The sequence below is a fragment of the Pseudomonas sp. AC247 genome, from assembly GCF_979258015.1.
Map to the genome: position 1 here is coordinate 5,370,544 of NZ_OZ409829.1, position 15,139 is coordinate 5,385,682.

8 protein-coding genes are annotated in these 15,139 nt (G+C 59.9%); 3 read left to right on the plus strand and 5 right to left on the minus strand.

Translation table 11 applies throughout. The features are described from left to right. Nucleotides 1–30: 30 nt before the first annotated feature. The 3 genes from ACZZ0B_RS24340 to ACZZ0B_RS24350 form a co-directional block, all read right to left on the minus strand. A complete protein-coding gene (locus ACZZ0B_RS24340; RefSeq protein WP_463546415.1) occupies nt 31–1,395 on the minus strand; it encodes a DUF3999 domain-containing protein in 1,365 nt (454 codons plus the stop codon). Next, nucleotides 1,392–4,988, minus strand: a complete 3,597-nt coding sequence (locus ACZZ0B_RS24345) for a DUF2339 domain-containing protein (protein WP_463546416.1) — start codon at nt 4,986–4,988, stop codon at nt 1,392–1,394. Before ACZZ0B_RS24345 ends, ACZZ0B_RS24340 begins: the two co-directional genes overlap by 4 nt. 155 nt (nt 4,989–5,143) lie before the next feature. Further along, on the minus strand, nt 5,144–7,594 hold the full coding sequence (locus tag ACZZ0B_RS24350) for a glycogen/starch/alpha-glucan phosphorylase (protein ID WP_463546417.1): 2,451 nt from the start codon (nt 7,592–7,594) through the stop codon (nt 5,144–5,146). Between the two features lie 260 nt (nt 7,595–7,854). Here ACZZ0B_RS24350 and ACZZ0B_RS24355 point away from each other — a divergent pair, with 260 nt between their 5' ends. After that, entirely contained in the window at nt 7,855–8,292 is a 438-nt protein-coding gene (locus ACZZ0B_RS24355; protein WP_038359983.1) for a YkgJ family cysteine cluster protein, read from the plus strand. Between the two features lie 191 nt (nt 8,293–8,483). Here the strand turns inward: ACZZ0B_RS24355 and typA are convergent, their stop codons facing one another. Both typA and thiI read right to left on the minus strand, forming a co-directional pair. Then, nucleotides 8,484–10,304 carry a translational GTPase TypA gene (gene typA, locus ACZZ0B_RS24360; RefSeq protein ID WP_008080572.1) on the minus strand — a complete coding sequence of 607 codons (1,821 nt, stop codon included), beginning with the start codon at nt 10,302–10,304 and terminating at the stop codon, nt 8,484–8,486. A gap of 139 nt (nt 10,305–10,443) precedes the next feature. Beyond that, the gene (thiI, locus tag ACZZ0B_RS24365; RefSeq protein ID WP_008080571.1) at nt 10,444–11,898 is read right to left on the minus strand and encodes a tRNA uracil 4-sulfurtransferase ThiI; all 1,455 of its coding nucleotides are present in this window, start codon (nt 11,896–11,898) and stop codon (nt 10,444–10,446) included. A 328-nt stretch (nt 11,899–12,226) separates the two neighbouring features. Here thiI and glnA point away from each other — a divergent pair, with 328 nt between their 5' ends. Further along, nucleotides 12,227–13,633 carry a type I glutamate--ammonia ligase gene (gene glnA / locus ACZZ0B_RS24370; protein WP_008080570.1) on the plus strand — a complete coding sequence of 469 codons (1,407 nt, stop codon included), beginning with the start codon at nt 12,227–12,229 and terminating at the stop codon, nt 13,631–13,633. Nucleotides 13,634–13,762: 129 nt separating this feature from the next. Continuing rightward, nucleotides 13,763–15,106, plus strand: coding sequence for a toxin-antitoxin system YwqK family antitoxin (locus ACZZ0B_RS24375; RefSeq protein WP_463546418.1), 1,344 nt, complete (start codon nt 13,763–13,765; stop codon nt 15,104–15,106). Nucleotides 15,107–15,139: the final 33 nt, after the last annotated feature.

The window sequence follows — 15,139 nt, forward strand, 5'->3', positions numbered from 1 at the left end:
CTCGCGATCGGGTGCGCAGCACCCGCCTTTTCAGGAATTGGCAGGCGGCTTGCGCAACAAGCTAAACGCCATAGCCCCCAAAAACACCACACTCAACAACAACACTGCCCACAACCCGATCTTCTTCCAATTGGTCTGCGCCACCGCCGCTGTGGTCGCCGTCGATGTCTGCGTACCAACCGCTTCACCCTGCACCGACGCCTTGCCCAACGACGCCAGCTTCTGCGGCTTGAAATCCGGAATCAGCGTCGCCAACGGCAGATTCCCCGTCTTCACCGTCGCATTGCCCAACGCCAGACTGTACGGCCCCTCGCCCCGCGCGAGGAAAATCACCTGCGTCGCCCGCACCGCATATTTCACGCTCGGTGCCTGCGCGCCCAGACCACCGCCGCGTTCATCGACCGTCAGCTTCAACTGCTGCACGGTCTGCCCGTAGAGCTGCAATTCGTTCTGCACCACGTCCTGGCCGTTCTGCGTCAGGCGATAGAGCAAGCCGCTGCTCAGTTCCTGCCACGGCAGACTGCTTTCACGTCGCCCCGCCAATATCACTGGCGCCAGACTGTTTGGCTGCTTCAGTTCCACCTGCACACGCTCAACGTTGAGCCCCATCGGCAACTGCCAGGTGTATTCCCCGGCCTTGGTGCTGCTGCCGGCCAATGCCTGCGACCAGACCAATGGCAGCGGTAGATCGCGCGGGTCGCTGCTTTTCAGCTGTGCCGCTGTCAGGATCGGTGCCGAATTCGGCGACTCCCACAGCAACCGCACATAACGCGCCGATTGCCCCGGCAACGTCACTTCGTGCTGCTCGATGCGCTCATCGGAAAAGGTCAGCCGCGCCACCTGGCCTTCGCCCCACGGCTGCCAGTGCTGCAAGTCGTCGCTGGCTTCGATGCTGAAACGCTGAAAGCCGTCGCGTTCGCTGGTCCAGTCGAGGATCAATTGCTGCAACGGCGCCTTGATCGCGCTGGCATCGAGCAGCCAGCCGCGCAGCACTTCTTCACCCGCCTCCAACTGGCTGGACGGTTGCACTTCGACCAGTGTGCCGTTGGTGGTCGATTGCACGCGCACGTTCGGCGCGCGTTCGCTGGCTTCAGCGGCGGTGTACAGCGGGAACCATTTCACCTCGTGCAACTTACCGTCGTCGCGGGTCTGCGCCGACTCGCGCGCCAAGGCGTAAGCCTGTGGTTCACCGGCGGCGTTGAACACGCGCAGGTCGCTGAGATCGGTCTGGCGTGCCTGCAATTGCACGCTCAGCGGCAGTTCAAGGCGATACCACGGGCCGTTGCCGCTGACCGCCAGCGGCACCTGCGTGGCGAAGTCCGCCGGCTTTTCCTGGGCGCCGGCCACCATCACCACGCCCAACGCCAACCAACCCAGATTTCGCATGCGACTCAAGATGAAACTCCTTCGGTGACCGCGGCCGGTGTGTCCGCCGCCGGTTCCGCCTCGACGCGTTTGGGTGGCAGCGGCGCGAAATAGCCAACCACCAGCAGCAACACGCCGACGCCGATAAACGAGACGATCCGGGCAAGGCCGCCACGGTTGCTCAGTTCGACAAAAATCAGTTTGGCCACCACCAGCGCAATCAGCGCGGCGCCAATCAGCCACACTTCGCGGCGATGGCGCAGATGCCCGCCGATCATCAAACCGAGCGCCATCAGCGTCCAGACAATCGACAATCCAGCCTGCACCAGCATCGAGGCGAGCAGCGTATCCAGCTCAAACGGAATCCCCGCCCAATGGTGCGCGGCGCGAGTGACCAACGCGGTGCAGAAGGCGAACAGCGAAACCCCGGCGATCAGTTGCGTGGCGTAATCGGCATAGTCCTGACGAATCGACAATTGCGAAATCGCACTGCGCGACCACACGTAAACGCCGAACAACGCGAACAGCAGGCCCAATTCCAAAGGGTTGAGTAAAGGCACATACGGCAGCGGTTCGGCGTTGCCATCGCTGATGCCATTGGCCAACCAGAACCACGCGAGCATCAGCACCGCCAACGGCGCAGCAGCGTACAAGCGGTATTCGCGAGCAAACGCTGCGACCGGCCACGGCCAAGAGCGCGGGGCCGCTGCCAGCAACAGATAAACGCTTGGCAGAATCGCCCAGCCCAGCCAGCGCCAGGCGTTGTATTGCTCGGACAACAGCAGCAGGCCGTAGCGCAATTCCAACGCCAGCACGCCGATCAGCAGCCAACAGCCGAGCACATGCGCCGTACTCAAGGCCCGCGCCGGCAACATCGGCGCCAAGCGTCGCAGACTGAAGAAATGCACGGTGAATACCGCCGCCCACGCCAGCCAACCGAAATCCGCCGCCGGGTGATAACGCGAATGCCAGGCCCCGAGCAGCACCAGTGCCGCAGCCGGAATCAACAAAGTGCACAGCAGACCCAGTGCCGGCCATTTCAAGCGCAGCGACAGCAACGTCCACAACGCCACGCTGACGGCGGCAACCAAAAGCAGCAACGTGCCTTGCAGATTCGGCGAGGCAAACCGCAGCACTTCACTGACCCACGCCAGCGTCCACCAACCGGCGCCCCACACCAGCAACACTTCGGACAAGCGCTGCAAACTCAACGCATCAAATGCCGAGGCGTGATTGCCCAGCTGCAGGCGCCACGCTCCGATCATTGCCGCCAGCCCCAGCACCAGCGGCGTCCAGAATCCGCCGTGGGCCAGCGGTCTCAGCCCTTCGCTGGACAGCGGCCCAAGCAACTCGGGACCGGCCAGTAAAAACGCCGCGCCGCCAATCACCTGCAACAGCAGACCGAAAACAAAGCTCACGCGCTGCTTGAGGTACAGGCTCAACCAGATGATCAGCAAACCACTCGCCGCCCACACCGCGCTCGCCGTTTGCCACGGCAGCACAAACAACACCGCCAGATTGATCAGCACCAACCCGGCCAGCAGCACCACCGACAGACCGCGCAGCAGACGCACGTCACTGCGCACCATTTCATCGCGAGCGGCCAACAGCATGCCGGCGATCAACGCCAGACCGATCAGCGAAGCACTGAGCAAACCGCTCCAGCCAGCGCTGAACACTGCGGCGGAATCTTCCCCCGCACCTTGTAGACGCAGCAGAAACAACGCGCCACCCAACAACTGCACGGCAAACGCGGTGAACAGGAATGTCCGCGACTGAATCCGCAGGCCGACAAACAACGTCGCCAACCCGGCCAGCGCCCAACTGATCGCCGTGCCCTGGATGAAGAAGAACAACGGCGCCAGCAAGTAGAGGAACGTCAGGCCCAGGCACGCCAGCACTGGCAGGCCTTGGCGCTCCCAAGGCGATGCCTGTTCCGGGGCAGCTTTGCGCAGTTGATAGAAACTGAATAGCAGCGCAATGCCGAGCATCAACGCGCCCAGCGGAGCGCCGTCGAGCAAACTGCTTTCGCCGACGCGCAATTGGCTGAGGAATACCAACGCCGAGCCCAGTTGCAACAGCAACGCAAAGGCCCGCGCGAACGGTCGATGCTGACGCAGGCCGAGCCAGAAAATCCCCGCACCTTCCACCGCCCACGCCGCCGACGTCCAGCGAGCGTCCAGCCCCAGCGGAATCGCCAGACTGGCGAAAATCACCCCGAGCGCCAGACAGGTTTCACCCAGCAGCACCGCGCGACCACCCATCAACACTTTGGCCAGCGCCATGTAGATCATGCCGAGTGCCAGCGCACTGAACGCGGCGGCAAATTCCAGATGCTGTACCAGTGCGAACTGCAAACCGAAACCGATGATAGGCGGACCGAACAGCATCGTCCCGTCGACGTAGTCGCCCTTGCGCGCCGACCAGTGCAGTAACGCCTCGCGATCGCCGTCCGCTGGGGCATCGGGCATGTCGAGCAACTTGCGCCGGGCAAACAACAGGCCGATAGCCAGGTACATCAGGAAGAACAGAATCAGGAACGGCTCGGTGCTCCACAACAGCTCTGGCGTATATGAGCGCAAGCCCCAGGCGAAACCGATGCCGAAGGTGCCGACGAAGCCGATCAGGTTGAGCAGGCGCCAGGCCTTGAACCAGGCGATGGTGAGAATGCCGGCGTTGAGCAGCGCGAAATAACTGAACAGCGCGACGTGGTTGCCGGCGCCGGTCGAGGTCAGGATTGGTGCGGCGAATCCGCCCAATGCGGCCACTGCCGCCAACGCGAGCGAGTCCTGGGTGATCGCCAGAATTGCCGAGAAAACCGTCACCGCCACCAGTAAGCCCAGCGCGGCAGATGGATCAAGCAGCGGATGCAAACGCATCGCCGCAAACACCGTCAGGTACAACACCGCGATCCCGGTGCCTTGCAGCATCAAGGCGTAATTGCTGTTGCGTTTGCGCAGCCACCAACCCAGTGCAAGCAGGCCCAGCGCAGCCGCCGCCACGCCGGCATAACGCAACTCGATCGGCACGACCATGCCTTCGGTGGCGTAGCGCAGCAGGAACGCCAGACCGAAAAACAGCAACACCACGCCAACGCGCAGCACGGTGTTGCCGCCAAACAGCCAATTACGCGCAGCACTGATGCCGCGTTCGATGAGGTTGGGGCCACGGGGTGCGGCAGGCTGTTGCGGCTCGCGCGGCGCCGGTTCGGCGCTCCAGACATCGGCCGGCAAGGGTTGGCTGGCCTGATTGGCCACGGCAGCAATCGGTTCGAGGTCGGGCGGCAGCTCCCAGACCAGCTCCGGCGCAGGGGCCGGTTCGACGATGCCGACGGGGTCTACGACAGGCTCGGCGACAGGTTCCACCGTTGGCGGTGGCGGTGGCGGTGGCACCGCATGCGACGGTGAGCCTTCGAGCAGAAACAGACGCTGGGCGACACCCTGCAGAGCCTCCTTCAGCTGTTCATATTGCTGCTGTTGCTCAGCCATTTGTGAGCCGAGCCGCGTGATGCGGATCGTCTGCCCGATCGCCAGCCCCAGCAGCGCGCCCAACAGCGCATCACTGAGCGACTCGTCGAGCAGCCAGCCGAGCACCAGCCCGATCAACATGAACATCCATTGCATGGTCGATATCCCTAAGCGCGAAGGCCAATCCGGGAAGATTAGCGCAGCCTGACCCAAAAAGATCGCAGCCTGCGGCAGCTCCTACATAACCCTGTAGGAGCTGCCGCAGGCTGCGATCTTTTCTGGCGCGCGATTATATCGAGCCGAGCGGAAAGTTACTCCAGTGCTTTCCAGATCTCCGTGGCGTACTCACGAATCGTCCGGTCCGACGAGAACCAGCCCATCCGCGAAGTGTTCAGCACCGCCGAACGCCACCAGTTATTGGCGTCATGCCAGTGCGCTTCAACACGCTTCTGCGCTTCCCAATACGAGTCGAAGTCGGCGCAGACCAGGAAGCGGTCGTAATCCACCAGCGAATCGATCAACCCGGTGTAGCGCGAGGTGTCATCCGGCGAGAACACCCCACTGCGGATCGCTTGCAGCACATCGTTCAGACGATGCGACGCAGCAATATCCGGCAAGGCGCTGAACTCGTGGTTCTGTTTACGCGCCTCGACCTGCTGCGCGCTGAGGCCGAAGATGAACATGTGCTCGGCACCGATGCGCTCACACATTTCCACGTTGGCGCCGTCGAGGGTACCGATGGTCAGCGCGCCGTTGAGGCCGAACTTCATGTTGCTGGTGCCCGAGGCCTCGAAACCGGCAGTGGAGATCTGCTCGGACAAGTCCGCCGCCGGAATAATGCTCTCCGCCAGGCTGACGTTGTAGTTGGGCAGGAACACCACCTTCAACAAGCCGCGCACAGTCGGGTCGTTATTCACCACCCGCGCGATATCGTTGGTCAGCTTGATGATCAGTTTCGCTTGGTGATAACTCGCCGCCGCTTTACCGGCAAAGATTTTCACCCGTGGCACCCAGTCGACTTCCGGCTCGGCGCGAATTGCCTGGTACAGCGCCACGGTGTGCAGCAGGTTGAGCAACTGGCGCTTGTATTCGTGGATCCGTTTGACCTGCACGTCGAACATCGCTGCCGGGTTGACCGCGATGCCCAGGCGTTCATGAATCAGATAGGCCAGCGCCTTTTTGCTGTGCAGCCGTTGCTCGGCGAAAGCTTTGCGGAACGCGGGTTTCTCGGCGAACGGTTCGAGATCGAGCAAGCGCTCTTCAGGGTTATCCAACAAATCCGGGCCGAGCGCATCGACCAGCATCGAGGTCAGTTCCGAGTTGGCCTGATACAGCCAGCGGCGGAAAGTAATGCCGTTGGTTTTGTTGTTGATCCGCTCCGGGTAGAGCTTGTGCAGTTCGGCGAACACGGTTTTACGCATCAACTGTGTGTGCAACCCGGACACGCCATTGACGCTGTGCGAACCGAGGAACGCGAGGTTGCCCATGCGCACCCGGCGACCGTTGTCTTCTTCGATCAGCGACACGGCACGGAGCACGTCGAAATCGTGAATGCCTTTGGCGCGCAGCGAATCGATGTGCTGGGCATTGATCAGGTAAATGATCTGCATGTGCCGTGGCAGCATGCGTTCCATCAAGCCCACCGGCCAGGTTTCCAGCGCTTCCGGCAACAGCGTGTGGTTGGTGTACGACAGCGTGTCGACCGTCACTTGCCACGCGGCATCCCACGCGACGTCGTAGACATCGACCAATTGCCGCATCAGTTCGGCGACGGCAATCGAAGGGTGGGTGTCGTTGAGCTGGATCGCCGCGTGATCGCCGAGGGTCAGCACCGAGGTGTGCATGTTGCGATGACGGCGCAGCAGATCCTGCAGCGAGGCGGCGACGAAGAAATATTCCTGACGCAGGCGCAGCTCTTGCCCCGCTTCGGTGCTGTCCGCCGGGTAAAGCACGCGGGAGATACTCTCGGCGCGCGCCACTTCGGCGACGGCGCCCAAGTGGTCACCGGCGTTGAAGCGCTCCAGGTGCAAATCTTCCATGGCGCGGGCACGCCACAGGCGCAGGGTGTTGACGCTCGCCCCGCGCCAGCCAACCACCGGCGTGTCGTAAGCGATCGCGCGGACGGTTTCTGCCGGCGACCAGACTTGTTTGGATTTGCCGGAAGCATCGGTGACGGTTTCGACGCTGCCGCCGAAGCCGATGGAGTAGACGACCTCTGGCCGCTCAAACTCCCACGGGTTACCGAAATCCAGCCAGTGCTCGGTCTGCTCCTGTTGCCAGCCATCGACGATGGCCTGGCGGAACAAGCCGTGCTCATAACGAATGCCGTAACCGTGGCCGGCGATGCCGAGGGTCGACATGCTTTCCATGAAGCACGCCGCCAGACGCCCGAGACCGCCGTTGCCGAGCGCCGCATCGGGCTCCAGCAAACGGATGCGTTCCAGATCAACGCCGAGTTCGGTCAACGCTTCACGGGCGACATCGAGCAGGCCGAGGTTACTCAGGCTGTCGTAGAGCAAACGGCCGATAAGGAATTCCAGCGAGAGGTAGTACACCCGTTTCTGGCCTTTGCGGTAGATCTGCCGGGTGTGGTCCATCCAGTGTTCGACCATGTGATCACGCGCAGCCAATGCGATGGCTTCGAACCAGTCATGGTCGAAGGCGTGATCGGGGTCTTTGCCCACCGCGTAGGTGAGTTTGGTCAGGACGGCGTCGCGGAATGCGGCCACCTCTGCTTCGCGAACTAGTGGTTCTTGAGTCATCAATGGGACCTCGAGCGAGCGGGGAATTGTCTGAGCCTAGACGGTCTGACCGACGGTCGAGGCTCTGGTTCGGCAGTATTTCCTGAGACTGTGAGATAGCCCGGCATTACCCTGGCGGATGAGCTAATGAATGCAGGGGCCGTGCCGAATTGTCCGGCAATGTGCCTGCACGCAGAAAAAATCTGGCGAAAGGTTGTTCAAAAATCCACCAGTCCCGGTATGATCGCGCGCCCTGATGCACACACGCCTGGTAACTCCCGATGATGAAGCCCAACCTGATTGCCGCCGCCGAGATCGATCGTCTCGATACGTGGGCAAAATATTCAGCCCCGATGTGCGGTTCCTGCGTGTCCAGCTGCTGCACGCTGCCGGTTGAGGTGAAGATCAAGGATCTGGTGCGCATCGGTGTGGTCGACGAGTTCGAACTCGGTGACCCGCCGAAGAACATCGCCAAGCGTCTGCAAAAGGAAGGCCTGGTCGAGCGCTTCAATCAGAAGTCCGGCATCTTCACCCTGCAGCGCATGAGCAACAACGACTGCTACTACCTGGATCGTAAGAGCCGCCTGTGCACCATTTATGACAAGCGCCCGGATACCTGCCGCAATCACCCGAAGATCGGGCCGCGTCCGGGGTATTGCGCTTACAAGCCGAAGGAAGTGGTGCGCGAGCAGAATTTCCGCGCGATCGAGAAGTTTTAAACGCTTGATCGTTCCCACGCTCCGCGTGGGAACGCAGCCCGGGACGCTCTGCGTCCCAAAAAGCCGAACGCGGAGCGTCCGTGGAGGCATTCCCACGCAGAGCGTAGGAACGAGATCATCAAACCCCAGACAAACAAAAACGCCCCCGGGCTCGCGACCGGGGGCGTTTTCATTCAGCCTGAACTAATGACTCAGTTCTTGGCTTTCTTGGCAGCGCGGGTACGCTCGCTTTCGTCCAGGATCTTCTTGCGAAGACGGATGGACTTAGGAGTAACTTCGCACAGCTCGTCTTCCTGGATGTATTCCAGAGCCTGTTCCAGAGTGAACTTCACTGGTGGAACCAGAGCGATGGTTTCGTCTTTACCCGAAGCACGCATGTTGTCGAGCTTCTTGCCCTTGGTAGGGTTAACGCCCAGGTCGTTGTCGCGGCTGTTCTGACCAACGATTTGACCGTTGTAGATCTCTTGACCGTGTTCTACGAACAGCTTGCCACGAGCCTGCAGGGTTTCCAGCGAGTAGGTCAGTGCCTTACCGGTTTCAACCGAAACCAGAACGCCGTTCTGACGGCCGGACATGTGGCCCGACTTGACGGTGTCGTAGCGATCGAAGATCGAGGTCAGGATGCCAGCACCGTTGGTCAGGGTCAGGAACTGGTTACGGAAACCGATCAGACCGCGAGCAGGGATGTTGTATTCCAGACGAACACGGCCCTTGCCATCAGGAACCATGTTGCTCAGGTCGCCCTTACGCAGACCCATCTCTTCCATCACCTTGCCCTGCGCTTCTTCAGGGATGTCGATGGTGACGTTTTCGAACGGCTCTTGCTTGACGCCGTCAACTTCACGAATGATCACTTCAGGACGGCCCAGGGCCAGCTCGAAGCCTTCGCGACGCATGGTTTCGATCAGTACCGAGAGGTGCAGCTCACCACGGCCGGAAACCTTGAACTTGTCAGCGGAGTCGCCTTCTTCAACGCGCAGTGCAACGTTGTACAGCAGCTCTTTGTCCAGACGGTCCTTGATGTTACGGGACGTCACGAACTTGCCTTCTTTACCGCAGAATGGCGAGTCGTTTACCTGGAAGGTCATCGAAACGGTTGGCTCGTCAACGGTCAGAGGCTTCATCGCCTCGACGGTGTCCGGGTGGCACAGGGTGTCGGAGATGAACAGCGAGTCCATACCGCTGATGCACACGATATCGCCTGCTGCAGCTTCTTCAACGTCGATGCGGTGCAGACCGTGGTGACCCATCAGTTTCAGGATACGGCCGTTACGGCGCTTGCCGTCGGCACCGATCGCCACAACCGGGGTGTTCGGCTTGACGCGACCACGAGCGATACGGCCAACGCCGATAACACCCAGGAAGCTGTTGTAGTCCAGAGCGGAGATCTGCATCTGGAACGCGCCATCACGGTCAACGGCCGGAGGCGGAACGTGGTCGACTACCGCTTGGTACAGCGGGGTCATGTCTTCCGCCATGGCGGTGTGATCCAGACCGGCAATGCCGTTCAGGGCCGAAGCGTAAACAACCTGGAAGTCCAGTTGTTCTTCGGTAGCACCGAGGTTGTCGAACAGGTCGAAGATCTGGTCCAGAACCCAGTCCGGACGCGCGCCTGGACGGTCAACCTTGTTGATCACCACGATCGGACGCAGGCCGGCTTCGAAAGCCTTCTTGGTCACGAAACGGGTTTGCGGCATAGGGCCGTCTTGAGCGTCAACCAGCAGCAGAACGGAGTCAACCATCGACATTACGCGTTCAACTTCGCCGCCGAAGTCGGCGTGGCCCGGGGTGTCCACGATGTTGATGTGGTAGCCGTTCCAGTTGATGGCGGTGTTTTTCGCCAGAATGGTAATACCGCGCTCTTTTTCCTGGTCGTTGGAGTCCATCACGCGCTCGTCGTTGAGCTCGTTGCGCTCCAGAGTGCCGGATTGACGCAGGAGTTTGTCTACCAGGGTGGTTTTACCATGGTCAACGTGGGCAATGATGGCGATGTTACGTAGATTTTCGATCACTTGTGTATCTCGATCAGAGGATTCGGTTTGCTGACAAGTCTTGGCAGCGATTAGCAGTAGTGTCCGGCATGGCCGTTACAGCTTGACGGCGGTGTCGGGGGGCCGGTGACGCAGGCCACAGGCAAACAGCCCCGGGCACTTAGCTCGGTCGATAAACGCGCACATTGGCATGCCCCTCACTGAGCAAATGGTGAGCATGCAGGCGACTCATCACGCCTTTGTCGCAATACAGCAGGTACTGGCGAGTCGGATCCAGCTCCTTGAAACGAGCGTTCACTGCGTAGAACGGCATCGTCTGTACTTCTACGCCAGCGAGTTCCAGCGGCTCATCCTCGGCGGCATCCGGGTGACGGATGTCGATCACGATCTGGCCGGCCAGTGCTTCGCTGACTTCTTCAATCTGTACGTCCTGGCCCAATTCGTCGATCACCCGATCGATCGGCACCAGTTTGGCGTTTTCGAGCGCACGCTCGAGCACCGCCATGTCGAATTCTTTCTCTTCGTGTTCAACGCGACCGCGTTTGGCGGCGGTCTTCGGGTTGACCGAAATGACCCCGCAGTATTCCGGCATGTGCCGGGCAAAATCGGCGGTGCCGATCTCGTTGGCCGTGTCGATGATGTCCTGCTTGTGCGCCACGATCAGCGGACGCAGGACCAGTTTGTCGGTCACGCAGTCGATCACCGACAGGTTCGGCAGCGTCTGGCTCGACACCTGGGAGATCGCCTCGCCAGTGACCAGCGCCTCGATCTGCAGGCGGTCGGCGATGTTGGAGGCCGCGCGCAACATCATACGCTTCAATACGACGCCCATATGACTGTTATCGACTTTGCCGAGAATTTCGCCCAACACTTCTTCGAACGGAACACTGACAAATAGCACGCGTTGCGAGCTGCCGTACTTCTTCCAGATGAAATGCGCGACTTCCATCACGCCCAATTCATGGGCACGACCGCCCAGATTGAAGAAACAGAAGTGGGTCATCAGGCCGCGACGAATGATCTGGTAGGCCGCAACGGTCGAGTCAAAGCCGCCGGACATCAATACCAGCGTCTGCTCCAATGCACCGAGCGGATAGCCGCCGATGCCGTTGTGCTGGCTGTGGATCACAAACAACCGTTTGTCGCGAACTTCGATACGGACTTCGATTTCCGGCGCTTTCAGGTCGATTCCGGCGGCACCGCACTCACGGCGCAGCTTGCTGCCGACGTATTTTTCGACGTCCATCGAGCTGAAGGTGTGCTTGCCGGCACGCTTGCAGCGCACCGAGAAAATCTTCCCGGCCAGCGCCGCGCCGTAGTGCTCTTTGCACTTCTCGGTGATGTCGTCGAAGTCGCCCAGCGGGTACTCGTCGATCTGCAAAAAGTGCGCGATGCCCGGCATGCAGGTCAGGCGCTCACCCATCTCTTTCAAGGCTTTGGCGTCGGTAATGCGGGTTTCCAGCTCGAGATTGTCCCACACACCGTTCACCACCACGGCCGGGTCCAGGTCGCGGAGCACGGTGCGGATGTTCTTGGCCAACTGGCGGATGAATTTCGTCCGGACAGGTCGGCTTTTGATGGTGATCTCGGGGAAGACTTTTACGATTAGTTTCATGAAAACAGCGCGCGAACGGCCAGCCGAAAAAGGGGGGCGCGGATTATAGCGGAAATTGCTCAAGGTTTAACCAGTTAATGTGCAGAAGGTTTTGCATGCACCAAAACGGGTCATTTTCGATTTATAACGCTACATTAGAGGGCGAGATTTTCCACTTTCAGGCGCGCAGCACCTTAATAAGCGTGAATTTGGGGCAAAAAACCCATGCTGGGGCACTGGCATGCAATTTGCTCCCTTGTGAGGCAGGTTGCCTTGGCAGAGTATTCGCGCCGGCATCAACCAAATTCAAGGGCATCCACTACCAAGCCCGAAGCCACCCGGAGGACATATGTCGAAGACGGTTCAACTCATCAAAGATCATGACGTCAAGTGGATTGATCTGCGCTTCACGGACACCAAAGGTACTCAGCACCACGTGACCATGCCGGCCCGCGATGCTTTGGACGACGACTTCTTCGAAGTCGGCAAAATGTTCGACGGTTCCTCCATCGCTGGCTGGAAAGGCATCGAAGCCTCCGACATGATCCTGATGCCGGTTGACGAAACTGCCGTTCTCGACCCGTTCACCGAAGACGCCACCCTGATCCTGGTGTGCGACATCATCGAACCTTCGAGCATGCAAGGCTACGACCGCGACCCACGTGCGATCGCCAAGCGCGCCGAAGAACACCTGAAAGCCACCGGTATCGGTGACACCGTGTTCGCCGGTCCAGAGCCAGAATTCTTCATCTTTGACTCGGTGAAATTCAAGTCGGACATTTCCGGCTCGATGTTCAAGATCTACTCCGAGCAAGGTTCGTGGATGTCCGACCAGGACATCGAAGGCGGCAACAAGGGTCACCGTCCAGGCGTCAAAGGCGGCTACTTCCCGGTTCCACCGTTCGACCACGACCACGAAATCCGTACCTCCATGTGCAACGCACTGGAAGAAATGGGCCTGACCGTCGAAGTTCACCACCACGAAGTGGCGACTGCCGGCCAGAACGAAATCGGCGTCAAGTTCAACACCCTGGTGAAGAAAGCCGACGAAACCCAAACCCTGAAGTACGTTGTGCACAACGTTGCTGACGCTTACGGCCGCACCGCGACCTTCATGCCGAAGCCACTGTACGGCGACAACGGTTCGGGCATGCACGTACACATGTCGATCTGGAAAGACGGCAAGAACACCTTCGCAGGTGAAGGCTATGCCGGCCTGTCCGATACCGCTCTGTACTTCATCGGCGGCATCATCAAGCACGGTAAGGCCCTGAACGGCTTCACCAACCCGGCGACCAACTCCTACAAGCGTCTGGTACCAGGCTTCGAAGCTCCAGTGATGCTGGCCTACTCGGCTCGCAACCGCTCCGCTTCGATCCGTATTCCTTACGTGTCGAGCCCGAAAGCCCGCCGTATCGAAGCCCGCTTCCCGGATCCGGCTGCCAACCCGTACCTGGCCTTTGCAGCTCTGCTGATGGCCGGTCTGGACGGTATCCAGAACAAGATTCACCCAGGCGACGCTGCCGACAAAAACCTGTACGACCTGCCGCCTGAAGAGGCGAAAGAGATCCCGCAAGTTTGCGGCAGCCTGAAAGAAGCCCTGGAAGAGCTGGACAAGGGCCGCGCGTTCCTGACCAAGGGCGGCGTATTCTCCGACGACTTCATCGACGCTTACATCGCGCTGAAATCGGAAGAAGAAATCAAGGTTCGCACCTTCGTACACCCACTGGAATATGAGCTGTACTACAGCTGCTGATCCGGTAGCGCCGCGCTACGCGGCGTGACAAAAAGAGGCCTCCTTCGGGAGGCCTTTTTTGTGCGCGCGCATCCATGGATAATCCGCCGCCTCAGCGCCCGTTACCGGCGCCTTGACGAAGGGATTCGCATGAAGTGGTTATGGGCCATCGCCCTGACGGCCGGCCTCGCCTGCCAAACGGCCGGAGCGGCAGCGTTCTATGAAAACAAAACCCTGGCGCATCCGCTGATCGAGGGTTTGCAGGAAAGCTCGGCGACGTTGGCGTTCATCAAGGAAGCGGGGGGCGTCAAAGGTTATTACTGCATTTGCAATATGCCCAATGCCGAACCCCGTTTGCTTGACGATTTCGGTCAGGCGACCATCGAATCGGTTTTCCTCATGTCGCTCGACAGTGAGGATCCGACCCGCTTTGTGCTGTTCCGGCAGAACGAGCAATACCGAATCTACGCCTACAAGTACAACGACAACGATCACCTCTACAGCCGCGTCATGGGTCTGCAGCCAGCGCTGGATCGCATTACCGCAGGCCAGAAACACCTCGATGCCCTGACCATCAAGAAAGCCCTGAGCCAAAACACCCCGCTGAACTATCGCTTCTACTATGAAGAGTCCGGCGTACCGGAGTTCGACCAACTCGATTTCAGCCAAGGAACACTGGTGAGCTATTACGGCCAGTACTACGACCCTCTGAGCAATCCCACACCGGACGACGAACCGTATTTCTACAAGAAAACCTATCAGGAAAAAGACGGTCGGTTTCTCACTGTTACCTTCTGGCGTTGGCTCGATGGCACCCTCGTCGAGGGTAACCGCACGCTCTACAACTATCAGGTCAGACGTATTGCCTGGGAAACCGCTCCGCTTAAATTCACCGGCAGCGAGGACGGCCAATCGGTGTCTTATGACTCCGGATCGATCTCGGCCAAAGGTGCCTACAAGCAGGGCGTACGTATCGGCCCGTGGTCTATTTCCAAAGACGAGAAATATTCGGCGTCCGGTCACTTTGCAGAGGGTAAACGGGAGGGGCAATGGAGCATTTACCAAGACGGGCAGACGCTGGACGGCGAGTACCACAATGATTTGCGCGAAGGCCGCTGGCAGCTTTCCAACTACGACGAGATGGAATGGGTCGCCACCGGATTCCAGACCTATGTCCATGGTCAACTCAACGGCCCGAGCGAACTGACCATCGCCGGCAACACCGAGCGCGGCAATAATGTCGACGATAAACGCCAAGGCCCGTGGGAAACCAAAGCAGGAAACGGCGACTACACGAATGACCTGCAAAGCGGCCCGTGGACACTCAAGACTGACAACGGACACACCCAAACCGTGAACTTCGTCGCCGGCAAAAAAGAAGGCGAGCTGCGCGATTTCGACGCCAATGGTGTGTTGACCTACATCGAGCATTACAAGGCGGGCGTCCTGTCCGGCAGTCGCGAGAGCGTGCTTGCGGCGGGCGCCTCACGATAAGGCCTGGGGCCATTTGTGTGAGCTGATGTTGAG

What these genes read in the sequence shown, in the direction of transcription:
- ACZZ0B_RS24350 (WP_463546417.1), bottom strand. Translation starts at nt 7,594, where the DNA reads ATGACTCAAGAACCACTAGTTCGCGAAGCAGAGGTGGCCGCATTCCGC.
- ACZZ0B_RS24345 (WP_463546416.1), bottom strand. Translation starts at nt 4,988, where the DNA reads ATGCAATGGATGTTCATGTTGATCGGGCTGGTGCTCGGCTGGCTGCTC.
- ACZZ0B_RS24375 (WP_463546418.1), top strand. Translation starts at nt 13,763, where the DNA reads ATGAAGTGGTTATGGGCCATCGCCCTGACGGCCGGCCTCGCCTGCCAA.
- thiI (WP_008080571.1), bottom strand. Translation starts at nt 11,898, where the DNA reads ATGAAACTAATCGTAAAAGTCTTCCCCGAGATCACCATCAAAAGCCGA.
- glnA (WP_008080570.1), top strand. Translation starts at nt 12,227, where the DNA reads ATGTCGAAGACGGTTCAACTCATCAAAGATCATGACGTCAAGTGGATT.
- ACZZ0B_RS24355 (WP_038359983.1), top strand. Translation starts at nt 7,855, where the DNA reads ATGATGAAGCCCAACCTGATTGCCGCCGCCGAGATCGATCGTCTCGAT.